Origin of the sequence: Methylocystis rosea SV97, assembly GCF_000372845.1 — a bacterium.
In the GTDB taxonomy this organism is placed as follows: domain Bacteria; phylum Pseudomonadota; class Alphaproteobacteria; order Rhizobiales; family Beijerinckiaceae; genus Methylocystis; species Methylocystis rosea.
This window is the reverse complement of sequence record NZ_KB889963.1, coordinates 437462-462035: the sequence shown is the minus strand read 5'-3', so window position 1 is coordinate 462035 and position 24574 is coordinate 437462. Positions and strand designations below refer to the sequence as shown.

General features: G+C 62.5%; 22 protein-coding genes. 10 read left to right on the top strand and 12 right to left on the bottom strand.

Annotation, left to right across the window (positions count from 1 at the left end; all coding sequences use genetic code 11):
- Nucleotides 1-3: 3 nt before the first annotated feature.
- Both A3OO_RS0102470 and A3OO_RS0102465 read left to right on the top strand, forming a co-directional pair.
- Nucleotides 4-774, top strand: a complete 771-nt coding sequence (locus tag A3OO_RS0102470) for an SGNH/GDSL hydrolase family protein (RefSeq protein ID WP_018406246.1) — start codon at nt 4-6, stop codon at nt 772-774.
- A complete protein-coding gene (locus tag A3OO_RS0102465) occupies nt 771-2012 on the top strand; it encodes a GSCFA domain-containing protein (protein ID WP_018406245.1) in 1242 nt (413 codons plus the stop codon). The genes A3OO_RS0102470 and A3OO_RS0102465 overlap by 4 nt, the downstream gene beginning before the upstream one ends.
- A gap of 96 nt (nt 2013-2108) precedes the next feature.
- Here the strand turns inward: A3OO_RS0102465 and msrA are convergent, their stop codons facing one another.
- Genes msrA through mutL form a run of 3 tightly spaced genes read right to left on the bottom strand, consistent with a single transcriptional unit; the run spans nt 2109 to nt 5176 of the window.
- The gene (gene msrA, locus A3OO_RS0102460; RefSeq protein WP_018406244.1) at nt 2109-2786 is read right to left on the bottom strand and encodes a peptide-methionine (S)-S-oxide reductase MsrA; all 678 of its coding nucleotides are present in this window, start codon (nt 2784-2786) and stop codon (nt 2109-2111) included.
- Between the two features lie 11 nt (nt 2787-2797).
- A complete protein-coding gene (msrB, locus tag A3OO_RS0102455) occupies nt 2798-3352 on the bottom strand; it encodes a peptide-methionine (R)-S-oxide reductase MsrB (protein WP_018406243.1) in 555 nt (184 codons plus the stop codon).
- Between the two features lie 45 nt (nt 3353-3397).
- Entirely contained in the window at nt 3398-5176 is a 1779-nt protein-coding gene (gene mutL / locus A3OO_RS0102450) for a DNA mismatch repair endonuclease MutL (protein WP_018406242.1), read from the bottom strand.
- A gap of 240 nt (nt 5177-5416) precedes the next feature.
- On the opposite strand from mutL, the gene A3OO_RS0102445 reads away from it, so the two are divergent.
- Nucleotides 5417-5791, top strand: a complete 375-nt coding sequence (locus A3OO_RS0102445; protein WP_018406241.1) for a type II toxin-antitoxin system RelE/ParE family toxin — start codon at nt 5417-5419, stop codon at nt 5789-5791.
- Nucleotides 5781-6110, top strand: coding sequence for a helix-turn-helix domain-containing protein (locus tag A3OO_RS0102440; protein ID WP_018406240.1), 330 nt, complete (start codon nt 5781-5783; stop codon nt 6108-6110). Before A3OO_RS0102445 ends, A3OO_RS0102440 begins: the two co-directional genes overlap by 11 nt.
- 29 nt (nt 6111-6139) lie before the next feature.
- On the opposite strand, the gene A3OO_RS0102435 is transcribed toward A3OO_RS0102440, so the two are convergent.
- From A3OO_RS0102435 to A3OO_RS0102410, 4 genes are all read right to left on the bottom strand, one after another.
- Nucleotides 6140-6922, bottom strand: coding sequence for a hypothetical protein (locus A3OO_RS0102435; protein ID WP_198008742.1), 783 nt, complete (start codon nt 6920-6922; stop codon nt 6140-6142).
- A 352-nt stretch (nt 6923-7274) separates the two neighbouring features.
- The gene (locus tag A3OO_RS0102420; RefSeq protein ID WP_018406237.1) at nt 7275-7739 is read right to left on the bottom strand and encodes an NfeD family protein; all 465 of its coding nucleotides are present in this window, start codon (nt 7737-7739) and stop codon (nt 7275-7277) included.
- A 2-nt stretch (nt 7740-7741) separates the two neighbouring features.
- Complete coding sequence (locus tag A3OO_RS0102415) at nt 7742-8734, bottom strand: SPFH domain-containing protein (protein ID WP_018406236.1); 993 nt, start codon at nt 8732-8734, stop codon at nt 7742-7744.
- A gap of 181 nt (nt 8735-8915) precedes the next feature.
- A complete protein-coding gene (locus A3OO_RS0102410; protein WP_026222622.1) occupies nt 8916-10745 on the bottom strand; it encodes an extracellular solute-binding protein in 1830 nt (609 codons plus the stop codon).
- 367 nt (nt 10746-11112) lie between these two features.
- On the opposite strand from A3OO_RS0102410, the gene A3OO_RS0102405 reads away from it, so the two are divergent.
- From A3OO_RS0102405 to A3OO_RS0102380, 6 genes are all read left to right on the top strand, one after another.
- Complete coding sequence (locus A3OO_RS0102405) at nt 11113-11823, top strand: invasion associated locus B family protein (protein WP_040573560.1); 711 nt, start codon at nt 11113-11115, stop codon at nt 11821-11823.
- 241 nt (nt 11824-12064) lie between these two features.
- Nucleotides 12065-12892, top strand: a complete 828-nt coding sequence (locus A3OO_RS0102400) for a cytochrome c oxidase subunit II (protein ID WP_026222621.1) — start codon at nt 12065-12067, stop codon at nt 12890-12892.
- A gap of 115 nt (nt 12893-13007) precedes the next feature.
- Nucleotides 13008-14774, top strand: coding sequence for a cytochrome c oxidase subunit I (locus A3OO_RS0102395; RefSeq protein WP_018406232.1), 1767 nt, complete (start codon nt 13008-13010; stop codon nt 14772-14774).
- Nucleotides 14771-15484 (top strand): cytochrome c oxidase subunit 3, encoded by a 714-nt coding sequence (locus A3OO_RS0102390; RefSeq protein WP_018406231.1) that lies wholly within the window; start codon nt 14771-14773, stop codon nt 15482-15484. Before A3OO_RS0102395 ends, A3OO_RS0102390 begins: the two co-directional genes overlap by 4 nt.
- 81 nt (nt 15485-15565) lie before the next feature.
- Nucleotides 15566-16225 carry a heme-copper oxidase subunit III family protein gene (locus A3OO_RS0102385; RefSeq protein ID WP_018406230.1) on the top strand — a complete coding sequence of 220 codons (660 nt, stop codon included), beginning with the start codon at nt 15566-15568 and terminating at the stop codon, nt 16223-16225.
- Nucleotides 16226-16243: 18 nt separating this feature from the next.
- Nucleotides 16244-16627: a cytochrome C oxidase subunit IV family protein gene (locus A3OO_RS0102380; protein WP_018406229.1), complete on the top strand. Its 384-nt coding sequence runs from the start codon at nt 16244-16246 to the stop codon at nt 16625-16627.
- A gap of 187 nt (nt 16628-16814) precedes the next feature.
- On the opposite strand, the gene A3OO_RS0102370 is transcribed toward A3OO_RS0102380, so the two are convergent.
- The 5 genes from A3OO_RS0102370 to A3OO_RS0102350 form a co-directional block, all read right to left on the bottom strand.
- On the bottom strand, nt 16815-18239 hold the full coding sequence (locus A3OO_RS0102370) for an MFS transporter (protein WP_018406227.1): 1425 nt from the start codon (nt 18237-18239) through the stop codon (nt 16815-16817).
- Entirely contained in the window at nt 18239-19093 is an 855-nt protein-coding gene (locus A3OO_RS0102365) for a polyphosphate kinase 2 family protein (RefSeq protein ID WP_026222618.1), read from the bottom strand. The genes A3OO_RS0102370 and A3OO_RS0102365 overlap by 1 nt, the downstream gene beginning before the upstream one ends.
- Before the next feature lie 32 nt (nt 19094-19125).
- The gene (locus A3OO_RS0102360; RefSeq protein ID WP_018406225.1) at nt 19126-21687 is read right to left on the bottom strand and encodes a plasma-membrane proton-efflux P-type ATPase; all 2562 of its coding nucleotides are present in this window, start codon (nt 21685-21687) and stop codon (nt 19126-19128) included.
- 120 nt (nt 21688-21807) lie between these two features.
- On the bottom strand, nt 21808-22998 hold the full coding sequence (locus A3OO_RS0102355) for an HlyD family efflux transporter periplasmic adaptor subunit (protein ID WP_026222617.1): 1191 nt from the start codon (nt 22996-22998) through the stop codon (nt 21808-21810).
- A gap of 37 nt (nt 22999-23035) precedes the next feature.
- Complete coding sequence (locus tag A3OO_RS0102350) at nt 23036-24568, bottom strand: efflux transporter outer membrane subunit (protein WP_018406223.1); 1533 nt, start codon at nt 24566-24568, stop codon at nt 23036-23038.
- Between the last annotated feature and the right edge of the window lie 6 nt (nt 24569-24574).

The window sequence follows — 24574 nt, the reverse complement described above, 5'->3', positions numbered from 1 at the left end:
AGAATGACCAAAATTTTGGGGCTTGGGCACAGTCATATCGTGGCGATCGCCAAAGGCTGTTACGAGCTGCAGCACGAGGGCTTTCGGCTTGGCGGCGCGCCGCTCCTTTCGCGATTTCTCTATCTCTATGATCCCGAGATAACGCCGACCTTAGCGGAGGAGGGCTCAGCTTCGCGCCTCAATGCCCGCCTTCGCCAAATTATCGACGAGGAGCGGCCGGATGGCGTCGTATTGTCGGTCGGCGGCAATGAGCATATCGCTCTTTCGGTGACGCAGCCTAAAGAGCGCTTCGATTTTATTCTCGGCGCGGAGCCCGAACTCGATCTTGAACCAGGCGCCGAGGTGCTGCCCGAAGCCGCCATTCGCGAGACTTTGCGGGAAAAAATGGCGCAAACGCTTTCAACCATCGAAGCGATACGAAACGAAACGGCCGCGCCAATCGTTTGCCTTGAACCCCCGCCGCCCTTTCCAAATTCACGCATCTTGGAATGTCCGCAAGAGTTTTTTCGTAAATCATTCGATCCAAAAAAACTGTCGGGCGAGATGTTTCGCTATAAAATGTGGCGTACGCAGTCTACGCTTTATCGTGAAGTTTGCGCGCGCGCAGATATTCTTTTTGCGGCCGTTCCGGCGGAGTTCATCGCGCCGTCGGGCGTGTTGGCGGAAGTTGTTTGGGGCGCCGACGCCTCCCACGCGAACGCGCTCTTTGGCCGACGCATGATCCAAAGCGCCTCAGAGCTGATCGAGCCGCGGCTGAGGGATGGACGGCAATGAAGACGCATCCCTATTCGAAACGTCCCGACTATGCCCTGTGGCGCCGCGCGGTCGCGGATGTCGCGCCCGGCGAACTCGATCCCGTCGTGGAGGCGCCTTTCAGGCTGGGCCTTCGTGAAAAGATTGCAACCGCCGGGAGCTGTTTCGCTCAACACATCGGCCGTTATCTGAAGTCGAGCGGCTGCAATTATCTCATCACCGAGTCGCCGCATTGTTTCATCGGTCAGCAGGCTGCCGACGCCCTCAATTACGGACTCTACACGGCGCGCTACGGCAATATTTACACGAGCCGCCAGCTGCTGCAGCTTTTCGAGCGCGCCTATGGGCGGTTCACGCCAAAAGAGAACTACTGGCCGGAAGGCGCCGCGCATGTGATCGACCCGTTTCGGCCGCAAATTCAGCCCGGCGGATTCAACTCGATTCGCGAACTCGATTATGATCGGGAACGTCATTTCGAAGCGGTGCGCCGTGCGTTCGAGACGCTCGACGTCTTTGTGTTCACGCTCGGACTGACAGAACTCTGGCGTTCGCGCGAGGATGGCGCGGCCTTTCCGCTCTGCCCCGGCGTCGCGGGCGGCGATTACTCTCTCGCGCGACACGAATTCGTCAACCTTGGCGTCGATGACGTCGTCGCGGACATGACCGCCTTCATCGCGCGTCTGCGCGCCGTCAATCCTGGCGCGCGAGTCATTTTGACCGTCTCTCCCGTGCCGCTCGTCGCCACCGCCGAGCCGCGTCATGTGCTGATCTCCACGATGTATTCAAAATCGGCGCTGCGCGTCGCGTGCGATATGCTTTCGCGCGCGCTTGGTCAGGTCGCCTATTTTCCTTCTTATGAAATTGTCGCCGGCGGCTATGCGCCGACCGATTATTTCGCGCCAGACAGACGCAGCGTCACGCAGGAGGGCGTGGCGCATGTTATGCGCGTGTTTGAACGGCACTTCATTAAGCGCAGCGCCGCCGGCGAAGCCTTGCGCGGGGCGCTGCGCGCGTTCGCCCCGGCGCGCGCGGCCTCGACCGAAGATCCGATCGCCGCCGCGATGCGCCTCATGTGCGACGAGGAAGCCCTATCCCTGGAGCGAATCGAAGCATCGTCAAGCGACGCCGAGCAGGCGGAAGTGGAGCCGGCGCCGCAGAACGAGTCAGGAAAAGAATTTGCCCCGCAGGAGCCGCTCGCCGATGAGACCGAGCATGAGGCTAATGCCGCCGACCCACAGAATCAGGGACTTGTTGATTAGCTCGACATCGTAGCTCGTATAGTAAGCGGAGCGCCGCGCGGGCCCCATGGCCGCCTGAGCGCGCCCGCCGCAACCCGGGCTCGCGTCTTTGGCGGATCAGTTGGTCAGCGCCGGACTTTCGCGATAGAGCGACGGAAAAAGGCTCTTGAGATTTTCGACCTTCGGCAGGTCATTGTAGACGATGTAAGGCTGCGCGGGATGGCGAAGGAGATAGTCCTGATGATAGGCCTCCGCCGGATAGAACGCCTTCAGCGGTTCGAGCGTCGTGACGATCGGCGCCGAAAGGACCTTTGCCTTTGAAAGCTGCGCAATATAGTCGCGCGCAATCTTCTCCTGGTCGGCGTTCGCCACGAAAATCGCCGAACGATATTGCGCGCCTGCGTCGGGACCCTGGCGGTTAAGCTGCGTCGGATCATGCGCGACGGAAAAATAGACGCGCAGCAGTTCTCCAAGACTCACGGTCTTCGGATCGTAAGTGACTTCGACTGACTCCGCGTGGCCGGTGTCGCCACGCGAGACGTCTTCGTAACGCGCCGTCTCCTTCGCGCCGCCGGCATAGCCGGATACGGCGCGCGAGACGCCCTTGACGCGCTGAAACACGCCTTGCACGCCCCAAAAACAGCCGCCGGCGACGACGAGCTTCTGTTCCTGGCTGCTCGTGGCAGGCGGATCGTCGGCGGGCGCAGGCAGCACGAATGCGCGCTCGGCGGCGTCCCCGCGCAAGGGAGCGAAAATGATCAGCGCGGCGACGAGAGCAGCGGCGGTGAATCTCATGGCGATATCTCCTACGCTTGTCCGCGCCCGATGAAACGCAGCGCGACGCCGTTCATGCAGTAGCGCAGCCCCGTCGGCTTGGGTCCGTCGGTGAAGACATGGCCAAGATGCGCGTCGCAGCGCTTGCAGGAGACGGCGACGCGTCTCATGCCGAACGCCGTGTCGGCGCTTTCCACGACATTGGCCTTGGAAATCGGCGCAAAGAAGCTCGGCCAGCCAGTGCCCGACTCATACTTTGTTTTTGAGTCGAACAGCGCCGTATCGCAGCAGACGCAGCGATAGAGGCCGTCGGCGTGATTGTCCCAGTTGGGCCCGGTGAAGGCGCGCTCCGTGCCGTCCTTGCGCGTGACCTCGAAGGCGAGCGGCGACAGTTGCGTGCGCCATTCGGCATCGGTCTTGACGATTTTTTCCACGCGCGAAAGACCGAGGCTCCTGCCGTTCGGGTCGAATGTTTCGATCTCGACCATTTCGGCGGCGGCATGCGCCTTCCGAGCGAAGGCCAAAAAAACGGCGCTTGAGAGAAGGCTGCGACGGTCCACGATCGGCTCCTTTGGTCTCATGCTCATTCGTGCGCGCCTTGGAAAACGTTACGGCGCCGCGAAAAACTTTCTTCACCTGCGTCCGAAAAGCTTTTCGATGTCGGCGAGCTTCAGCTCAATATAGGTAGGCCGGCCGTGATTGCATTGAGCGGCCCCGGGCGTCGTTTCCATTTCGCGCAGCAGCGCATTCATCTCGGGCGCTGAAAGCCGCCTGCCGGCCCGCACGGAATGATGGCAGGCGCAGGTGGCGAGCACGTGATCGAGCCGGCGCGAAAGTCCGCGCGCGTCGCCTTCCTCCGCCAAGATGTCGGCGATGTCCTCCACGAGACGCTTGCAGTCCACTTCGCCGAGCAGCGCCGGGGTTTCGCGCACGAGCATGGCGCCGGGGCCGAAACGCTCAAGCGCCAGACCAAGCGCCGCAAGTTCGTCCAGCGCCGGCGCAAGCGCGTTCATGCGCGACTCGTCGAGTTCGACAACGGCGGGGATCAGCAGCATCTGTCGCGCGACGCCCGTTTCCTCGCGCTGGCGTTTGAGCTTCTCATAGACGATGCGCTCATGCGCCGCGTGTTGGTCGACGATGACGAGACCGTCCTGCGTCTGCGCGATGATGTAGGTTTCATGCAATTGAGCGCGCGCGGCGCCGAGCGGCGACTCGGGCTCCTGTGCCGGCGTCTCATACGCGCGCGAATCGGCCATCGGCGCGCCGGCCTCAAAAGCGGCTTGTGCCGATTCTTCGAAGCCGGCGGGCGCGTAAGGCGAGCGCGGTAGGCTCCAGTTCGTCGGCGCCGGCGCGCGATATTGGGCGCCATTGCCGCGCGCCAGAATGTCAATCGCCACACGCGCGCGCGTATCGGCGCTGCGATGACTCTTCTCGGCAAGCGCCTGCTTCAACGCGCCGACGACGAGGCCGCGCACGAGCCCCGGATCGGCGAAGCGCACTTCCGCTTTTGCCGGATGCACATTGACGTCGACGCTGCGCGGATCGCAGTCGATGAAGAGCGCGACGATGGGATGGCGGTCGGAACTCAGAAAATCGAGATAGGCGGCGCGAATGGCGCCGGCGAAGAGCTTGTCGCGCACCGGCCGTCCATTGACATAGACATATTGCATCTGGGCGTTGCCGCGACTGTAGGTCGGCAGGCCGGCAAGGCCCGAAAGCTTCACGCCTTCGCGTTCCGCTTCGAGCCGAAACGCGTTGGCGGCGAATTCTTCGCCAAGAATCTGGAAGATGCGCCGCGCGGAATCGTCGCCGCAGGCGGAATAGTCGAAGAGCGCGCCGCTGTCGGCGGACAGAGAGAACCGCGTCTGCGGATGGGCCATGGCGAGTCTCTTGACGACATCGACGATCGCCGCGGTTTCGGTGCGCTCGGTTTTGAGGAACTTGAGCCGCGCCGGCGTCGCGGCGAACAGCGCGCGCGCTTCGATCTTGGTGCCGCTCGGCCAGTTCGAGGCGGAGAGTCCGCGCTTCTCGCCGGCGTCGACCCGGATTGAACAGCCGTGCGGGGCGCCCATCGCCCGCGTTTCGATCGTCAGGTCCGCCACCGCCGCGATCGACGGCAGCGCCTCGCCGCGAAAGCCGAGGGTGACGATGCTGGTCAGATCGCCGTCGGGGATTTTCGACGTCGCATGGCGCTCGATCGCGAGCGCCAGGTCGCGCGCGTGCATGCCGCTGCCGTCGTCGATGACGCGAATGAGTCCCTTGCCGCCGTGTTCGACCGCGATGTCGATGCGCGTTGCGCCGGCGTCGAGCGCGTTCTCGACGAGCTCCTTGACGGCGGACGCCGGGCGCTCGACCACCTCGCCGGCGGCGATGCGATCGACGAGGATGGGATCGAGACGGCGAATCGGCATGGGTGAATGGGCTCAGGCGGCCAGGGTTCTGCAGATTATAGCGGCTTTGGCGGAACAATCGCTATGCAGACCCAGGAGCGGTGAGCGCGTCGGGGATCGAAGCCGAAGGCCGCCTCCCAAGGGCGGGGGGTTCGGTTCACCGCAGCCCGCCGTCACTTTCGGCGCGAGGATGCCCAAAGAAGCCTCTTGAAACTATACCCCTTGGGGGTATATAATAGCGCCATTGGCTAGGGAGCGGATTTGCGGATTTTCAAGACCAAATGGTTTGCACGGTTTGCGCGAAAGGAAAAGGTCGGAGATGCGCGTCTGCGCGAAGCAATCGGCCGTGCGGAGAAGGGCGGAATTGACGCCGCGCTTGGCGGCAACCTTATCAAGCAGCGGGTCGCGCGGGATGGCGGGGGCAGGTCGGGCGGATTCCGCACCATCATCGCCTACCGCGTGAACGAGCGAAGCATTTTTCTCTACGGCTTCCCCAAAAACGAGCGGGACAATATCGCCACGGGGGATTTGGAGATTTTGAAAAAGCTGGCGCGGCAATTCCTGCCAATGCGCGCAGCGGAGATTGAAAGGGCGATCGAAGAAGGCGAACTCATCGAGGTGGAACATGACGACTAAGGCGAAGAAGAAATTTCGCAGCACGATCGCGGAAGCGGCGCACGAAACCGCAAGCGGCCTGTGTCGCATTGGCCTCATCGACGCCAAGACGATGCGCGAATTTGATGCGGCGTGTCTCACCACGATTGAGCCGCTGACGGGCAAGCAAATCCTCGCGCTGCGCGAACGCGAAGGCGTGAGCCAAGGCGTGTTCGCCCGCGTGTTGAACGTAAAGCCGAAACTGGTGAGCGAATGGGAACGCGGCGAAAAGAAGCCAAGCGGCCCCTCGCTCAAGCTGCTCTCTCTCGTGAAAGCGCGCGGCCTTGAGGCGATAATTTGAATGCACAAGGTATAGCTTTTGCAAGTAAGTCACCCGCTAGGGCGCGCAACCAAAATAACTCTAACACCAAGCAAATCTGCCAGGTTTCGGAGGTCAAGCGGAAGCCGACGTTCTATAACTAGCATGGCCAATCCGTAGGGAATTTTGTTTTCTGCCTTAAGCTCAGCTCTCAACAGGGCTTGATACTTTACGCATTGATAAATTCCACGTTCAAGTTCTGCATCGGATGCATCTAAGGATTTGACCTCGACCGCAACGCATCCGTCCTTATGCTCAAACATCACATCAGCACGGTCGGACGAAGCAAAAAGCCACTCTGTCGAGCCCGGCTTAAAAGAAATCTTGCTCTTGACGATGTGAGGATTTTTTGCGACCCAATGCTTTAGCGCCTTATGCGCCTCGCTCTCCGGCCCAATTGCCCAGCCGCTCTTCCTAGGTTTTTTGGGAGTGTCATCTAGTTCAAGGCTCGGAATACAATCTTTAATTAGCTTAAGTTTGTAACGACGTAAAATTTGTTCCCAGTTTCGGAAGCGCCAAACTTCTTCCATCGTTTCTTCAGCCATTGCCCTGCGCTGAGCATCGCTTAAATGCCTTTCCGCACTTTTCGTCAGATAACTGGAAAGGTAATAGTCACATCCATCCCCTGGAATACCTTTGTCAGCATTCACAATAAGAGCATTGAGTGGTGGGATTTTTTCGCCCGTTTCCTTCTCCGTTTGGAGAAGCGCATCGCCGATTGCTCCAGCTGGAAATCGATACGCCGCATAATGCACGTGATGTAGCAAGCCGCGCCTTTGAAGTTCCGCGTCCAATTGCCCGTAAATAATCTTTTTTTCGTGTTGAGCGCATCAGACCAGCAACGGAATGCTTTTGCGCGCTGCATCCTCCGTCCACCGATTCCCTTCAAGAGCCACGGGAAGCGTCATGTCATCCTCCAGTTCGTTCGTAACGCAGCCTCGAAATCGCGCTCCGCGACACGTTGAACCGCCGTGCAAGGTCGGCCTCCGTCGCCTTGCCTATGGCAAGCTCGCGCAAAGCCTCCTCGCGCTGACGGCGGGCGAGCTTGGGCGGTTGCCCATGTGAACGCCCTGCGCCTTGGTCCGTCAAACCGAATAGCGCGCTTTAAACGACAACATCTCCCCTCCAAGTCCGCGCCGGCGAACTTCAGGACAGCGGCGCCAGCACCAGCGCCAAGTTCTCCACCGCCACGATTCTCGCCCGCGCGCCAGGCGCAAGGCTCTCGACCGGCGAATCTTGCGCAAGCCGCGCCTGCCATTCGACGCCCGACCAGAACACGACGCCATGCCTCTTCGTCACCTCATGCGTCGTCGTCAGTTCGCGCCCGATCAGATCGCTGCTCTTATCTTCTTCGATGTCGGCGTTTTGAAATCGCTGGAGCGGCTTCCTGCCGACGATCGCGATCAGCAGGCCGGCGCCGGCGACGATCGCCGCCGTTTCGACGAGCGACGGCCGCCAGCCGGTGGCGTAGAGAACCGCGCTGGTCAGTAGCGCGCCCACCGCGACGAACATCACCGGCGACAGGCCGATCACGACGATGTCGAGTCCCAGCAGGATGAGGCCGGCGATCAGGCTCGCATTGGCGGGATCGTAGAGGAATGTGGGCTCCATCTTTATTCCGCTTCCCGCCAGGGCTGCGCGCGGCGCTGCTGCGCCTCGTTCGACGCAGGGCCGGCGTTGACGGCCTTGAGCACCGCCATCGCCTTGGCGATCCAGCCGGCGGGGTCGGCGCCGTCGCCCATCAGCACCAGCGAATTGCCGGCCTTGGCGAGGCGGCCATATTGCTCGATGGCGCTTTTGGCGACTTCGAGCTGCACCGCCTGATCGCCGCCGACCTGGGTAATTTGCGTGCGCACGAGCTCGATCGCCTTCGCCTGGCCTTCGGCGCGCAGAATCGCCGCCTGTTTCTCGCCTTCGGCGCGGTTGATCTCGGATTGTTTCACGCCTTCCGATTCGAGCACGGTCGCCCGCTTGTCGCGCTCGGCCTTCATCTGCCGCTCCATCGACTGGCGCAGCGATTCGGGCATGGCGATGTCCTTGATCTCGTAGCGTGTGACATGCGCGCCCCAGAGCTGCGCCGCGTCTGACACTGCGCGCACGACGCGCTCGTTGATCTCGCTTCGGTTCTCGAAGGTCTTGTCGAGCTCCATCGAGCCGATGGCCGAGCGCATCGAGGTCTGCGCCAGATTGATGATGGCGCGGCGGATGTCCTGCGCGCCATAGGCGGCGTCCTTGGCGTTGACGATCTTGTAATAGAGAACGCCGTCGATCGTGACGGTGGCGTTGTCCTTGGTGATCGCGTCCTGCTCCGGCACGTCGATCACCTGTTCGCGCAGATCGAAGGTGTAGGCCACCCGTTCGACGATCGGCCAGACGAAATTGACGCCCGCGGTCAGCGATCGATTGTAGCGGCCCAGCCGCTCGATGACGAGCACGGTCTGCTGGCGCACGAAGCGCACCATCGTCGACAGCGCCAGCAGCGCGACATAGGCGAACCAGAACAGCGGATTTTGGAAGAGGCCGATCGGCAGGCCGAGGTTGAAGGAGCGGTCGATGATCAAGAGGCCGATTGCGGCGGCGCCGACGACAAAAAGTGCGAAACCCATGGAATGAACCCTCCGCGACAGGCGCGTTGAGAGAATGTTATCGAGCGACAGAGACACGGGCGCTCCTATTCATGCCGCAGGGGGTAGAGACCTTCCCGCGAAGGCGAGCCCTGGGCGCCCATCGACGTCTAGCGCGCCAGACACGCCGAAAAAGTGCGCCGGCGCATGTCTGCCTCGATGCTCAGCGCTGTCTCCACCAGCTCTCGAGCGTCGGACTGAACATCGGCGATGCATAGCGCGGCAATCGCGCCGGGCGCGCGATGTCGGTCGAATGCGCGAGCCATTGGTCGGACGCATGATACAGCGGGACAACGTAGAAGCCGGAAAGCAGCACGCGGTCGTATGCGCGAACGGCGGTGATGAAATCTTCGTGACTTGTCGCGGCCAGCAGGGCGGCGATGAGCGCGTCGATCGCGGACGAAGCGGCGCCGGCGAGGTTGAAAGAGGCTTCCTGGTTTGCGCTCGCAGACCCCCAGCGCATGCGCTGCTCGTTGCCGGGCGAGGCCGAGGCGAGCCATTGGCCGAGCATCATGTCGAAATCGAACTTCTGCCGCCGACGCTGATATTGCACCTCGTCGACGAGGCGCACGCGGGCGTCGACCCCGATGCGCTGCAGCGAGCCGGCATAGTTGAGCGCAAGCCGCTCCTGATTGCGGTCCTTGACCATGATCTCGAAGGAGACTGGCTCGCCGTCCTTGCGCAAAACGCCGTTTTCGATGCGGTAGCCGGCGCTCTCGAGCAGATCGAGCGCGCGCTTGGCCATCTCGCGGTCGCGGCCTGACCCGTCATTGACGGGCGGCCGCCAGCGGCCTTCCAGAATGTCTTCGCGCACGGCGTCCGGAAACGGCGCCAGCAAGGCGCGCTCGCCGGGGGAGGCCGGACGGCCAGAGGAGGACAATTCGGATTCGTCGAAGAAGCTTTTCGTGCGGGTGTAGAGGCCGGCGTAGAGATTCGTGTTGACCCATTCGAAGTCGAACATCATGCCGAGCGCTTCGCGCAGGCGGATGTCCTTGAACAGGGGACGGCGCGTGTTGAAGACGAATCCCTCCATGCCTTTGGGATTTTCGTTTTTCAGCGTCTCCTTCACCACGCGCCCTTCGGTGAGCGCCGGGAAGTCGTATCCGCTCGCCCAGCGGGTTGTGCTGGTTTCGTCGCGATAGTCGAGCAGGCCCGCCTTGAAGGCTTCAAAGAGCGAATTGCCGTCGCGGAAATATTGAATGTCGATCTCGTCGAAATTGTAGAATCCGCGCTGGCTCGGCAGGTCGGCGCCCCAATAGTCCTCATTGCGGCGCAGCAACAGGCGCGCGCCGACTTGCGCGTCTGCGATCACATAGGGGCCGGAGCCGACGGGTTTGGCGAGCGTCGCTTCGGAAAAGCGTTCGACGTCGGTCGCGTGTTTGGGCAGCACCGGCATGATCGCTAGAATGAGCGGCAGCTCCCGGTCGCCGACGCCTGAGAGGTCGTAATGGACGGTATGCGCGTCCGGCGCGTCGATCGATTTGACCAGCCCATAGGCGATTCGCTGCTGCGGCCGGCCCTTGGTCTTTAAGAGATCGAACGAGAACAGCACGTCTTCGGCGGTGATCGGCTTGCCGTCGGAAAAGCGCGCGCGCGTGTCGAGATGGAAGGTCACTTGCGAACGCGCCCGATCGACGTCGACCGACTGCGCGATCAGGCCATAGAGGGTGAAGGGTTCGTCTTGCGAGCGGGCCATCAGGCCTTGAAAAACATTCCCGACAAGCCCCTGCGCCGCGGTTCCCGATTTGAGATTGAACGGGTTGAGGCTGTCGAAGGTGCCGGCGAGGCCTACGCGAAGTTTGCCGCCCTTCTTCGCGCCCGGATCGGCGTATGGGAAGTGATGGAAATCGCTCGGCAAAGCGGGCGCGCCATGCATGGCGATCCCATGCGTCGGACAGGGCGCTTCGGCCGCCCGCGGGGTCGGCGCGGCGCCCCAAGCGGGCGCGGAGATAAGGAGCGAGAGGGCGAAGGCGAGCGCGCGGCGCCCCCGCATTCGCTGTTCGCCGCCGCCGCTGGCGGGGCGTCTTGCAGGAATCGGGTCAATCTTCATCGGCGGACCATAATCCAACGTCCCGTCGCAAGAAGCGAGTCGCGCTTAAGTTTTCGGCCATTTTTTTGCGAATGTTGTGGGCAAAAAGCGCCCACGCCAAGCATTGAGCGCTCTGTCCGGCTGGAATTTACTGCCGCGACCATGTAAGAGCGGTGCCGTCGCCTCGTCGGCGTCTCGCGATCGCGCTGGAACACGGGCTGGTCAAGTTCCATGGCGCTGTGGCGCGAAGGCGGCTCCCGTTATGACGCGATCTCGAAACTATCCGGAGCCGGAGAGCGCCGGCCAGCAGGACAATCGAAAGGAACTTCCGATGTCGACCCATATCTCGCGTTCTTGCGCGATCGCCCTTGCGGGAGCGTTGCTGTTCGTCGGCGGCGGCGCATTCGCTCAGCAGGCGCCCGCGGCCGGCGCAGCGCAGCAGCAACAGCAGCCTCAGGGGCCGATTGCCGCCGAACTCGTCGCGGTCCAGCCGGACTGGACCAAGGTCTGCGGCACTGATCCGCAGACCAAAAAGGAAATGTGCTACACGACGCGCGACTTCGGCGTGTCGGCGAAGGAGGGCGAGGCCCCCCAGCCGCTGCTCGCGCTCGCGATCTACGATCCCAAGGGCGACGATCAGAAGATCATCCGTCTACTGCTGCCACCGGGCCTCATGTTGAAACCCGGCTTCCGCTTTTCGATCGATAAGGGAGCGCCGGAAAGCGGCGCGTTCGAAATCTGCTTCCCGAATGGCTGCTTCGCCGAGGCGAAGGTCAAGAAGGCGGTCGTCGATGGCATGAAGAAGGCCGAAAAGATGACCGTGGTGGTTAAGAATCAGGCGAACGGCGAGGTCACCTTCTATCTGCCGCTCGCCAATTTCGGCAAAGCCTTCGACGGCCCCGCCGTCGACCCGAAGGTCCTCGAAGAGCAGCAAAAGAAGCTGCAGGAAGAGCTGCAGAAAAAGGCCGAGGAAGAGCGCAAGAAGCTCGAGGCCCAGAAGGGCGCCGCCACGTCGCCCGCGCCGGCCGCTTCCAAGAAGTAAGGGTTGTAAGAACCCCGAGAGCAAGACCCGCGCGGGACACTGTCCCCGCGGGTTTTTTTATGGCCACGGACACGCGCGCGAATTGCGCGTGGAGCGGCGTCGCGCTTCCGCCCACGTCTTTTCCGGGGAGGTTCGCCGAGTCGCGCACAACGGCAGCGTCACTTTGACGCGCGGCGATTAGCCAGTCTATATAGGCCGTCGGGCCATATCGATCGCAACCACCGGCGAGGTCAAAGCACGCATGTCTATCGCCATCGCTATGGTCCTGGTCGTCGTGGGTTCGATCCTGTTTCACGTGTTGAGTCCCTGGCGGGCGACGCCGATCGCGTCGAACTGGGGTTTCATCGACGACACGATGGGGCTGACCTTCCTTGTCACGGGGGCCGGATTCGTCGCGGTCATCCTGTTCATGGCGTATTGCCTCTATCGCTTTCGCCATGTGCCCGGCCGGCGCGCCGCCTATGAGCCGGAGAATCAGAAGCTCGAAGCCTGGCTAGGAATCGTCACGACGATCGCCGTCATCATTCTCCTCGCGCCCGGCCTGCTCGTCTGGGGCCAGTTCATCACCGTGCCTAAGGAAGCGATGGTGATCGAAGCGGTGGGCGTCCAGTGGAGCTGGAGTTTCCGCCTGCCGGGCGCCGACAATCAGCTCGGCTCGAGCGATGTGCGCTACATCGACACCACCAATTCCATGGGTTTGAGCCCGGCCGATCCGAAGGGGCAGGATGATCTGCTGATCGCCAGCAGCGAATTGCACCTGCCGATCGGCAAGCCGGTCAAGGTCCTGCTGCGCTCGATCGACGTCCTACATGACTTCTATGTCCCCGAGATCAGGGCGAAGATGGACCTCGTGCCGGGCGTCGTCACATATTTTTGGTTTACGCCGACCAAGATCGGCGAATATGAGATACTCTGCGCCGCCTATTGCGGCACAGGGCATCCGCAGATGCGCGGCAAGATGGTCATAGAGTCGGAGGCCGACTTCGAGACCTGGCGCACGGCGCAGCAGACGTTCGAGCAGTCGCGCAAGAGCGACGCGAGCCGAGACAAGCGGGCCTCTGCTCAATGACGCTCACTGATGCGAGTCGCGCTGCTTTGACATTCATCGCCGCTGACAGAGCGCCGCCGCGACGGGGCTCGATCAATCGCCGGAAGCGCGACAGGGGCGAAGGGAGGATCGTTCCATGACCGACGCCAGCGTACCCCAGAACGTCGCGCCGCCGCCGGCGGAGGTGCCGGACGTCGACCTCTATCACGCGCACAGCTGGATCACGAAGTATGTGTTCAGCCAGGACGCCAAGGTCATCGCCATTCAATACGCCGGCACGGCCATCACCGTCGGCATTTTGGCCCTGGTGCTGTCATGGGTGATTCGCCTGCAGCTCGCCTTTCCGGGGGCGATCCCTTTCATTGACGCCAATGTCTATTACCAGTCCGTGACCATGCATGGCATGATCATGGTCGTGTATATGCTCACCGCCATCTTTCTCGGCGGCTTCGGCAATTATCTCATTCCGCTGATGGTGGGCGCGAGGGACATGGTGTTCCCTTACGTCAATATGCTCAGCTACTGGGTCTATCTGATCGCGACCCTGGTTCTCGTCTCGAGCTATTTCTTCCCTGGGGGGCCGACCGGCGCCGGCTGGACCCTTTATCCGCCGCAATCGATCCTGACAGGCACGCCGGGCCACGAATACGGCATCATCCTGATGCTCGTTTCACTGATCCTCTTCATCGTCGGCTTCACGATGGGCGGATTGAATTACGTTGTGACGGTGCTGCAGGCGCGCACCCGCGGCATGACGCTGATGCGCATGCCGCTGACGGTTTGGGGGATTTTCGCCGCCGCCGTGATGGCGCTTCTCGCCTTCCCTGGCCTCTTCGTCGCCTGCCTCATGCTGCTCCTCGACCGCACGCTCGGCACGAGCTTCTTCATGCCGTCGCTCGTCGAACTCGGCGAGCGCAAGGACTATGTCGGCGGCAGCCCGATCCTGTTCCAGCACCTGTTCTGGTTCTTCGGTCATCCGGAGGTCTATATCGTCGCGCTGCCGGCCTTCGGCATCGTTTCCGATCTGATCAGCGTGCATGCGCGCAAGAACATCTTTGGCTACAAAATGATGGTCTGGGCCATCATCGCCATTGGCGTGCTCAGCATGGTGGTCTGGGGCCACCACATGTATATCAGCGGCATGGACCCGTGGTTCGGGTTCTTCTTCGCGGTGACGACGCTCGCGATCGCGGTGCCGACGGCGTTGAAGGTGTATAATTGGGTGCTGACCCTCTGGCACGCCGACATCCACTTCACGACGCCGATGCTGTTCGCGCTGGGGTTCCTTGTCACCTTCGTCAATGGCGGCATCACCGGCCTCTATCTCGGCAATGTCATCGTCGACGTGCCGCTGTCGGCGACGCTGTTCGTCGTCGCCCATTTCCACATGGTGATGGGCATCGCGCCGGTGCTCGTCATCTTTGGCGCCATCTATCATTGGTATCCGAAGATCACCGGCCGCATGATGGATGAGCGGCTCGGCAAGATTCACTTCTGGATCACCTTCCTTGGCGCCTATGCGATCTTCTTCCCCATGCACTATCTCGGCGTGCTCGGGATGCCGCGGCGCTTCTACGAGATGGGCGAAACCGCCTTCGTTCCCGCGTCGGCCGCCACGCTCAACATTGTGATCACGGTCATCGCGTTGGCGGTCGGTTTCGCGCAATCGATCTTCTTCTACAATCTGTTCAAGAGCCTGAAATATGGCGCGCCGGCCGGCGGCAATCCGTGGCGCGCCGCTTCGCTCGAATGGCAGACTCCCGAAACGCCGCCGGGCCACGGCAATTGGGGTCAGCAGCTCCCGGTCGTTTATCGTTGGCCTTACGCCTATAGCGTGCCCGGCGCTCCGGAGGACTATCTGCCGCAGAACGCGCCGCCGATGAGAGGAGAGCATTCGCCATGAGCGTCATGGGGCTCTTCTTCGTCTTTATCGCCACTGTTGCGGTCATATGGTTGGTGCGCCAGGGGGTGCTGGAGTCGCCCTGGCTCGAGGAAGGCGAGGTTGCGCATTATCGTCGCGCCGGCGGCGCCGCCGAGCCGCCGACGGCCGGGAGAGTCGGGCTAGCGGTCTTTCTCGCCGTCGCCGGCTGTCTGTTCTCTCTGCTCGCCGCCGCTTTTTTCATGCGCGGCGACGCGCCCGACTGGCAGATGCCGCCGATCCCCGGCGTTCTCTGGGTCAACACTTTTCTACTGGCCGCCAGCAGCGTCGCCCTGCAGATCGCGGTCTTTGCCGCTCGACGCGCTGACGCCGAGCGGGTCAAGACGGCGCTGCTTGTCGGAGCGGTAACGGCGGCTCTTTTCCTGATCGGCCAGATCTGGGCGTGGCGCGAACTTCTCGAGCTGCGATTCTTCGCCTCGAGCAACGCCGCCAACGCCTTCTTCTATCTGCTGACGGGCGTGCATGCGCTGCATCTCATTGGCGGTCTGGTGGCGCTTGCGCGGACGACAGACAAGGTGCGCGGCGCCGAGCGAATTACCAAGGAACTGACGACGAGCGTCGAGCTCTGCGCCATCTACTGGCATTTTCTGCTGTTCGTCTGGTTGCTGATGTTCGCCATGCTCATCGGCTGGGCCGATGGTTTCGGCGCCATCTGCCGGCGTCTGCTTTCGTAAAGGGAACGCGCTATGACGGCGGAGCCTGTCACGACTGAACATGTAACGACTGAGTCCACGCTGCGAAGCAGCCTGCATGGCATGGTCGCTGACTGGTCCTCGGATCAGCGCTCTTTCAAGAGCGCGTCCTGGGGCAAGGCGATGATGTGGATTTTCCTCGTCAGCGACACCTTCGTCTTCAGCTGCTTTCTGATTTCCTACATGACGGTGCGCATGTCCACGACGGTGGAATGGCCGCACCCGAGCGAAATCTTCGCGCTCGAGATCGGCGGCAAGAAGATCCCGCTCATCCTCATCGCCATCATGACGTTCGATCTCATCACGAGTTCGGGCACCATGGCGATGGCGGTCAACTTCGCCTATGCGCGCGAGCGCAGGAAGGCGGCGATTTTGATGCTGGTGACGGCGTTCTTTGGCGCCGCCTTCGTCGGCATGCAGGCCTTCGAATGGACCAAGCTCATTCACGAAGGCGTGCGGCCGTGGGGCAATCCCTTCGGCGCGGCGCAGTTCGGCTCGAGCTTCTTCATGATCACCGGCTTTCACGGCTTCCACGTGTCGATCGGCGTGATTTTCCTGCTCATCGTGGCGCGCGCCGTCTGGCGCGGAGATTATGACGTCGGACGGCGCGGCTTTTTCACGAGTCGCAAGGGCCGATACGAGATCGTCGAGATCATGGGCCTATACTGGCACTTCGTGGATCTTGTGTGGGTCTTCATCTTCGCATTCTTCTATCTGTGGTGACGTCTCCGACAGGGGGAAATGATGACGGTGACGACGGACGATACGACCCATAGCCATGTTCAAGTCGCGCAAGCGGCGCAGCCTGCGGCGCAGGCGCATGGCCAGCAGCATCCGATCAAGCTCTATCTTTTGGTGTGGGGACTGCTCTTCGTTCTGAGCGCCTGCTCCTATCTCGTCGATTATTTCGACTTTCAGGGCTATTTGCGCTGGTTCCTGATCATCGTGTTCATGCTGCTGAAAGCCGGGCTCATCGTCGCCGTCTTCATGCACATGGCGTGGGAGCGGCTGGCGCTGGTCGTCGCCATTCTGCTGCCGCCGCTGGCGGTGCTGGTTCTGATGGCGATGATGGCGTGGGAAGGCGACTACACCAATTATCTTCGCGTGATCTTTTTTGGCGCGTGACGCGGGCTCGCCCGCTCCGCCTGAATGAATCGCGCTGATCTCGGGCCGTCGGAGAATGGCAAATGCGAGAGCACGATCAGCGCGTAGCCAATAAGGCGATCCTCATCGTCCTTTCGGCGCTCTGCCTCGTCATGATCATTTTTCTCGGCGCCTGGACGCTCGTCGCGCATCTGCAATAGCGCGGGGGCTATTCCTCGAGCGCTCCCTCCTCATTGACCGCATGCGCCAGGCCGGCCGTCGTCACGAGCCCCGCGACGCTGACGACGACCATGAGGGCGACGACGCCCGTGAGTCCCCAGCCGGCCTGCAGTTGCGGCACCACGAAGGTGCCGAAAGTCGCGCCGACCTTGGCGCTCGCCGCCGCGAAGCCGCTCGCCGAGGCGCGAATGGTCGTCGGAAAAAGCGTCGGCGCGAGGGTGAACGTCGTGGCGTTGGGTCCGGCGTTCATCGCGAAATTGAACAGCATGAAGCCGCCAATGACGAAGGCGAGATGCGCATTCGCGCCATTGTCCGACATCGCGGCGAAGAGCAACAGCAGCATGCCAAGCCCCATGCCGCTGAATCCTGCGACCTGCATCGTGATTCGGCCAAAACGCGGAACGGCCCAGAGGCTCGCCACAAAGCCGATGATGAGAAAAGCGTCGACGATGGCGCTGCCTTCCGCGTCGGCGAAGTCGGCCGCGATCGAGCCCGCGTCGGCGGCGCCAAGATGCATGGCGCCGAGAATGACCGGCGTGAACAGGCCAACGCCGTAGGTGGCGACGTCCATCAGCATCCATGGGAGAGAGACGAGCATCGTGCGGGCGCGATAGGCCTTGCGGAACAGCGTCGAATAGCCGACGTCCTGCGCATTGGGCGCGGAAGCCCGCTTGGACGTTGCAAGGGCGACTGCTTCCGCGCCAAGGTTCTCGGGCCTCTCGCCGAACTCGACCGATAATGTCTTGAGCAGCGCCATCGCTTCGCCGATGCGTCCCTTCGTGACCAGCCAGCGCACGCTTTCCGGCGCCCATAGGCGCGCAGATAAGAAAAGCAACGCAATCATGCCGCTGGCGCCGAACAGCAGCCGCCAGTCTTCTGTTGACGGTCGCAGCTTCAATAAAGCGAGGCCGGCGAGAGCCGCCGCCGCCATGCCAACCGATTGCAGGGCGATCGTCGCGACGGTCATTCGATTGCGCGTCGCGCGCGGCATGAGTTCCGACACATAGGCGCCGCTCGTCGGAAAATCGATGCCGACGCCAACGCCAAGCAGGAACTGCGAGAGCAGGATGAAGCGCGCGTTCGGCGCGACCGCGCCGATAAAGCACGCGAGGGCGATGATCGCCATGTCGGCGATGAAGACGCGCTTGCGGCCGAATCTGTCCGCGCCGATGCCGCCGAGAGCGGACCCCGCGACCGCGCCGAGCACCAGCGCCGATCCAATCAGGCCGACGAAAAGCGGGCTGATCGGAAAGTCGCGCTTGAGCAGCGGCAGCGCGACGCCCAATCCGGATACCGAGAAGCCGTCCAGAAAGGCGCCGCCGCTCGCTGCCAGCCAATAGGCGTAATGACGCCATGTCATCGGCGCCTCGTCGAGCGCCGAAAAAATTGAGGTGGCGTGCGCCGGCGACGCCATCACCGAGCCTTGCTCCGTTCCTCTTCGTTCTTTGCCTGTTGATAAAGCTTGCGGATGTCTTCGATGTCGACGGAGGGCTTCGGCAGCTTCAGATTAAGATCGTCGAGCGTATCGGCGATGATGTTGGAAACCGCCAGATTGCGAAACCATTTGTGATTTGCCGGGATGACGAACCAGGGCGCTTGTTCGGTCGAGCAACGCGACAGGGCCGCCTCGAAGGCCTTGATGTAGTCGTCCCATTTTTCGCGCTCGGAATAGTCGCTGGCGCTGATCTTCCATTGGTTCGCCGGATCGTCGAGCCGCGCCTTGAAACGCTTGAGCTGTTCTTCTTTGGAGATGTAGAGAAAGAATTTCAGAATGGTCGTCTTGTTCTCGACGGCGAGGAGCTTTTCCCATTCGTTGATGAAGTCGTAGCGCGGCTTCCACACTTCTTTTGGCGCGAGCTTGTGCACGCGTACGACGAGCACGTCTTCGTAATGCGAGCGATTGAAGATCGAAACGTAGCCGCGCTGCGGCGCATGCGGATGGACGCGCCACAGAAAGTCGTGCGCCTGTTCTTCGGGAGTCGGCTGCTTGAACCCGGTCACCTGCACGCCCTGCGGGTCCATGGCGCTGATGACATGCCAGCAGGTGCCGTCCTTGCCGGCGCTGTCGATGCCCTGCAAGACGATCAGCAGAGAATGCGTGCGGTCGGCGTAAAGTTTGCGCTGCAGCTCGGTGATGCGCGTGAGATTGCGCTGCAATTCCTGCGCCGTTTGGGCGTCATTGGCGAAGTCCCCATGAAAACCCGGATCGAGCGATCCGAGATCGACGTGCGAACCGGGCTCGACGCGGAACCTTTTGACGAATTTCATGTGCTCCGCCTCCTTCGACCTGTCGCTCTTGTTCAACGGGCGAGAGCGACGTGGCTCGCAGTCAGGTTCTTGTCGCGCCGCCCAGCCAGACGCCAGTAGATAAACTTCACAATCTCGGCCACGACGACCCAGAGCAGACAGTAAAGCCACACGCCGACGATCGCCGCGCCGGGAACGGGGTCGACGCCGACTCCGTAAAGGCAGAGCAACACGGCGACGACCTGCGTCGCCGCGATCGCCCAGAAAAGTCTGGCGCTGGGATAAGGCGGCGCAAAAATCGCTTTTTTGGTGCGCACGCTGAAGAGCAGCAGATGGCCGCCGACGGCGAGCTGCAGAAACAGCAGAGTCTGGAGCTGGCCGGGATCAATCGGGATCATCGCCTGCAGCGACTCGTCGAGCGTCCAGCGCATGCCGATCAACAAAAACCCGAAAGTCTCGGCGACCGCGATCAGTCCCATCAGCGAAGCGAAAATGAAGATGCGGTGCATGTCCCATCTCACCGGCTGCGGCGCGACGGGGACATTGTCGTAGGCGATCGTCATGATCGGGATGTCGTCGAGGAGCGCGAGCGCGACGATCATGATGGCGGTGAGGGGCTGAAAGTCGAAAAACACGATCGACGCGACGACGACGATCATGATGTCGAGCGTCATCGCGATCCGATAGTAAATGTAGCTTTCGATGCGCTGAAAAATCTGTCGCGATACGCGGATCGCGTTGATAATGGTCGAAAGCCCCGGCGCCGTGAGGATCAACGCGGCGGCGCTTCGCGCCGCATCGGTCGCGCCGCTGACGGCGATGCCGCAATCGGCTTGTTTGAGCGCAGGCGCGTCATTCACGCCGTCGCCGGTCATCGCGACGATATGGCCGACCGACTGAAGCGCCTTGACGATCTCATATTTGTGTTCCGGGAACACTCTGCCGAATCCATCGGCCCGCTCCACCGCGTCAACGACGCTGCGCGGCAGAGCGCTCGCCTTGACGTCGCCTTTGAAGACATCGCTCGCGACGAGAAGATGCGAACCCATGCCAAGCTGGGCGGCGATCTCATCGCCGATGGCGACGTCATCGCCGGTCACCATCTTGACTTCCAGGCCGAGCCCGCGCGCCTCCGCGATTGTCGCCTTGGCGTCGGCGCGCGGCGGGTCCATCAGCGAGATGAGTCCAACCAGTTGCCACCGTGCGCCATCTTCCGACATGGCGACGCCCAGCGCGCGCTGGCCTTTGACGGCGAGCGCCGCCACCTCGTTCTGATAGCGCTGCAGAGTCTGCGAGTCGGGCCGCACCAGCGCGGATATCGCCTGAGGCGCGCCCTTGGCGTAATGTCGAACGCCGCCAGAGGCGTCGGCGACTGTCGAGATGGTGCGTTTGCTGACGGGATCGAACGGCGTGAACGCCTTCTGCTTGAAACTGTCGAGCGCATCATGCGCCGGCAGCGCCGCCATCACGGCGAGGTCGATCGCGTCTTCGCTGCTTTTTTGGGTCGCCAGCGCAGCGAAGAGCAACACGTCGTCGCTCTTGAAAGCGCCATAGGAAATGGCGCTTTGCACCGTGAGCTTGTTCATCGTCAGCGTGCCGGTCTTGTCGCTGCACAGCACGTCGACTCCGGCAAGCTCCTCGATTGCGTTCAGACGCGAAACAATGGCCTTCTGCAAGGAAAGCGTATAGGCGCCGATCGCCATCGTCACCGACATGACCGCCGGCAGCGCGACGGGGATCGATGCGATCAGCAGCACCAGCACATATTGGGCGATGGAGCCGACGCGATCCCAGCTCCAGTCGTCCGGCGCGATGACTTCCCGATAGAGCTGCGCGCCGACGAGGATCAGCGCCAGAAAAAATGCAAGCACGAGGAGAAAATCGCCAACCTCGGTCACCGCGCGCTGCGAATGCGAAACGGCGCCGGCGGCGCCGACCAGCTTCGCAGTGCGGCCGAAGAAGGTGCGGCCGCCCGTCGCCGTGACCACGCCAGTCATGGCGCCTTGTTTGGCGATTGCGCCCGCATAGGCGTCGTCGCCGATTTTCTTTGAGACGGGCAGCGATTCGCCGGTGAGCGCCGCCTGATCGCAACTCAAATAATCGCCTTCAATGAGCAGGAGATCGGCGGGGATGATCTGGCCCGCGGCGACGCTGACAATATCGCCCGGCGTCAGTTCGGCGGCGGGGATCGTCGTCCAGGCGCCGTCGCGCATCACGCGCGCGCGGGGCGCGAGGTTTTTCTTTAGGGCCGCGAGCGCGTTCGCCGCCTTGTTATCCTGCCAGAAGCCGACCACGGCGTTATAGAGAAGCAGACCCGCGACGACGCCGAAATCCGGCCAATCCCGCCGCACGGCGGAGATGACGGCGGCGGCTTCAATAAGGAACGGCAGCGGCCCCCAGAAATAGTTCAGCAGACGGCGCCACTTGCTTTCCGTCTTGTCCTCTAGCGCGTTTGGGCCGTATTCCGCGAGCCGCCGCGCCGCTTCGGCGGTAGTGAGGCCGCTCTCTGTCGTCTTCAGCGTCTCAAGTCGCTGCGAGATTTTGACCTGCGCCGGATCGAGGGAAAGCGCTGGCGAAGATTGGCCCGCCGGCGGTTTCGCGCTGACGTCCGGCATGCTTGCTCTCCCCATCACATAGCTAAAAAATATCCGAACCGAATCTTACGGCGTGATCCGAGTCACGCCAATAGATTCGCTCAAAAAGGCAAGCGCGAGTCTAAATTAACCGTGCACAGTCTATTCGGCGGCTGGGCACGCGGCGCCGTCGTTCGACGCGCCTATGGCGTTGTCCTTGACGATCTTGTCGGCGCGCGCCTTCGCATCTGCGAGATCCTTGTCATAGACGTCGGTCAGATATTCATTCGTCGTCGTCTTGACGATCGAGTGATTGGGCGATTGCAGCGGGCCGGACACATTAATCGAGGCGACCGTCGACAGGCCGGGACGCAAGGGTTGCTTCTCGAGTTCGTCCGCCCGCAAGGAGATACGCACCGGAATGCGCTGAACGATGCGAATGAAGTTGCCAGTCGCGTTATCTGAGGGCAGAGCCGCGAAAACGGCGCCGGAGCCCGGAACAAGTCCCGCAACTTCGCCATGGTAGATCTGTTCCGATCCATAGAGATCGACCTTGATGATCGCCGCCTGCCCGGGACGAACCCGAGCCATCCTGTTTTCCCACAAATTCGCTTCGACCCAGAGATGGTCGAGCGGCACGATGTTGAGAATGGCGTCGCCGGGGCGCACCCGCTTGCCGACCTGAACGCTGCGTTTGGCGACATAGCCGGTCGCTGGCGCCCGGATGTTCTGGCGCACGAACTCGACGTAAGCGTCATTGTATCGCGCCTTGGCGGCCTCGATGTCGGGATGGTTCATCCGCGTCACGCCGACGACGCGCGCCTCGACCGACTGATATTCCGCCTGCGCTTCTCGCAGATCGGCTTCCAGCGCGGCGAGCTGGTCCTCGGTATTCTGCAGCACCTGTCGCGAAGCGGCGCCGCTCAGCGTCGCCTCGCGGTATCTTGCGAGATCGTGGCGCGTTCTGTCGCGAAGCGCGGCGCGGGAAATGACCTTCTGGCAGACCTGGCGGCGCTGCGCGTAAAGCGCGCCGACGGAACGAACCGCGCGGCCGAGTTCGGCCTCCGCCTGCGCGAGCGCCGCTCTTGCGCGTTGGCCGTCGAGGCGAACGAGCACGTCGCCTTTCTTGACGAGCTGCGTTTCTTCCGCGAGCACGGCGGCCACGACTCCCGTCGCGTCCGCCTGAACCGGGATGATGTTGCCGGTGATGAAGGCGTTGTCCGTCGTCACCCAGTCGCGGTCGTAAAAATACCATCGCGAGAAAGCGATCAGCGCGCCGACAAGTACCGCCGCAATGACGATCTTGAGCAGAAATTCTCTGCGGGAGCGGATGCTTTTGCGGGACAGCGCCATTGAGGGGTTCGCGTTCTTCTGAAAGGACGTGGCGCGTTCAGCCGCCGCCAAGGGACTGGATCGTCTCGACGGCCGGCGTCAAAGGGTCGGTTTCGGGCGCCGGCTTCGGCGCGGCCAGCGGCGGACCATCGGCATAGCCGCCGCCCAGCGCCTGATACAAGTCGACGGCGGCGATCAGCCTGTCGCCTTCAAGCGCGCGCTGCGCGAAGCCGGACTCGAGAAGATCAACGCGCTCGGCGACGGTTTCGCGGCGATCCTTCATGCCGTCGCGCAGCCGCGATTGCGCGAGGTCATATTGCACACGCGCCGCGCGCAGGTAACGGCTTTGCGCCTCATATTCGGCGCGCGCGCGCTTGAGATTGGCGATGGCGTCGGCGACCTGCTGCGCCGCTTGCAGCAGCGTCTCATTATATGAGTCGACCGCCTGATCATAATCGGCGCGCTGAAACTCCAGATTGCCGCTGAGGCGGCCGCCCTGAAAAAGGGGCAGGCGCAGTACGGGCGAGATCGCGTAGCCGATCGCCGAGGGCGTGAAGAGATAGCCCGCGAGTTTGCTGATCTTCGTCGAGGTCACCGAGCCTTCGAAGCCGCCGGCGATCGCAAGATCGATCGAGGGAAGAAACATCGTTTTGGCGACGTGAACCCGGGCCGCCGCCGCCTCGGCGCGGCGCAGCGCAGCGGCGAGATCCGGACGATGCGCGAGCAGTTCAAGCGGCAGGCTTCGTGGCAGCGGCGGCGACGCGGGCGCTGGCGCGTTCCGGCCGGCGTAAAGGTCGCGCGCCGCGTCGGGTCCTTCGCCCATGAGCCGAGCGAGCGCATCCTTCTGCAGCGTCACCAGCGCCTGCGCCGCCGCTTCGCGCCGGACGGCGTTTTCGAATTCGGCGCGGGCGATCTGCACCCCGTCCAAGGAGTCGAGTCCGGTGCGATAGCGGGTTTCAGCAAGCGCAACCAAATCTCGGCGCAGACGCGTCAAAGCTCTCGCGACCTCGAGCTGGCGCGCCGCGGCGTAGCCGCGCAGATAGGCGCGCGCGACCGAGGCGGTCAGCAGCAGGCGCGCCTGCTCCAATTCGGCCTCCTGCGCCGCGGACTCGCCGATCGCCGAGTCGAGCAGAGCCCGGTTTTTCTGCCAGAAATCCAGCTCCCAGGTCAGCGCAAGCGGATTGATAAAGGCCATGGTCTTCTGCAATCCGCCCTGCGCCGGATTGTAGGAAGCCACAACGCCATGCAGCGGGTTGCGCGACTGCCGCATGCCGAAGGTCGCCTGGACTTCCGGCAGGAGCCTCGCGCCGGCGACCTGCACGATGGCGTCCGCGCCGCGGAGAGTGTCTTCCGCTTTCTTGAGGCTTTGATTGTCGCGCAACGCCTTGTCGATGACGCCGTCAAGCTCCGCGCTGCGGAAGGCGCGCCACCATTTTTCACGGGGCCAGGCCGTCTCGCCCGAGGCGGCGTTCAGCCCGGATCTGGCCAGCGTGCGCTCCATGGCCGGCGCGCCGAGAAATTGAGCGCGCTCTACCGGCGTCGTGGGCGCGCAGCCGGCGAGAAAAAGCGCGACCGGGGCTCCGCAGCACATCCATCG

Excerpts from the sequence above, each read along its gene's own strand:
- A3OO_RS0102415 (WP_018406236.1), bottom strand. The coding sequence starts at position 8,734 with ATGGGTTTCGCACTTTTTGTCGTCGGCGCCGCCGCAATCGGCCTCTTG.
- A3OO_RS0102390 (WP_018406231.1), top strand. The coding sequence starts at position 14,771 with ATGAGCGTCATGGGGCTCTTCTTCGTCTTTATCGCCACTGTTGCGGTC.
- A3OO_RS0102385 (WP_018406230.1), top strand. The coding sequence starts at position 15,566 with ATGGTCGCTGACTGGTCCTCGGATCAGCGCTCTTTCAAGAGCGCGTCC.
- A3OO_RS0102420 (WP_018406237.1), bottom strand. The coding sequence starts at position 7,739 with ATGGAGCCCACATTCCTCTACGATCCCGCCAATGCGAGCCTGATCGCC.
- A3OO_RS0102405 (WP_040573560.1), top strand. The coding sequence starts at position 11,113 with ATGTCGACCCATATCTCGCGTTCTTGCGCGATCGCCCTTGCGGGAGCG.
- A3OO_RS0102365 (WP_026222618.1), bottom strand. The coding sequence starts at position 19,093 with ATGAAATTCGTCAAAAGGTTCCGCGTCGAGCCCGGTTCGCACGTCGAT.
- A3OO_RS0102440 (WP_018406240.1), top strand. The coding sequence starts at position 5,781 with ATGACGACTAAGGCGAAGAAGAAATTTCGCAGCACGATCGCGGAAGCG.
- A3OO_RS0102350 (WP_018406223.1), bottom strand. The coding sequence starts at position 24,568 with ATGTGCTGCGGAGCCCCGGTCGCGCTTTTTCTCGCCGGCTGCGCGCCC.
- A3OO_RS0102465 (WP_018406245.1), top strand. The coding sequence starts at position 771 with ATGAAGACGCATCCCTATTCGAAACGTCCCGACTATGCCCTGTGGCGC.
- A3OO_RS0102380 (WP_018406229.1), top strand. The coding sequence starts at position 16,244 with ATGATGACGGTGACGACGGACGATACGACCCATAGCCATGTTCAAGTC.
- msrB (WP_018406243.1), bottom strand. The coding sequence starts at position 3,352 with ATGAGCATGAGACCAAAGGAGCCGATCGTGGACCGTCGCAGCCTTCTC.
- msrA (WP_018406244.1), bottom strand. The coding sequence starts at position 2,786 with ATGAGATTCACCGCCGCTGCTCTCGTCGCCGCGCTGATCATTTTCGCT.
- A3OO_RS0102400 (WP_026222621.1), top strand. The coding sequence starts at position 12,065 with ATGTCTATCGCCATCGCTATGGTCCTGGTCGTCGTGGGTTCGATCCTG.
- A3OO_RS0102410 (WP_026222622.1), bottom strand. The coding sequence starts at position 10,745 with ATGCGGGGGCGCCGCGCGCTCGCCTTCGCCCTCTCGCTCCTTATCTCC.
- A3OO_RS0102355 (WP_026222617.1), bottom strand. The coding sequence starts at position 22,998 with ATGGCGCTGTCCCGCAAAAGCATCCGCTCCCGCAGAGAATTTCTGCTC.
- A3OO_RS0102470 (WP_018406246.1), top strand. The coding sequence starts at position 4 with ATGACCAAAATTTTGGGGCTTGGGCACAGTCATATCGTGGCGATCGCC.
- A3OO_RS0102360 (WP_018406225.1), bottom strand. The coding sequence starts at position 21,687 with ATGCCGGACGTCAGCGCGAAACCGCCGGCGGGCCAATCTTCGCCAGCG.
- A3OO_RS0102370 (WP_018406227.1), bottom strand. The coding sequence starts at position 18,239 with ATGGCGTCGCCGGCGCACGCCACCTCAATTTTTTCGGCGCTCGACGAG.
- A3OO_RS0102395 (WP_018406232.1), top strand. The coding sequence starts at position 13,008 with ATGACCGACGCCAGCGTACCCCAGAACGTCGCGCCGCCGCCGGCGGAG.
- mutL (WP_018406242.1), bottom strand. The coding sequence starts at position 5,176 with ATGCCGATTCGCCGTCTCGATCCCATCCTCGTCGATCGCATCGCCGCC.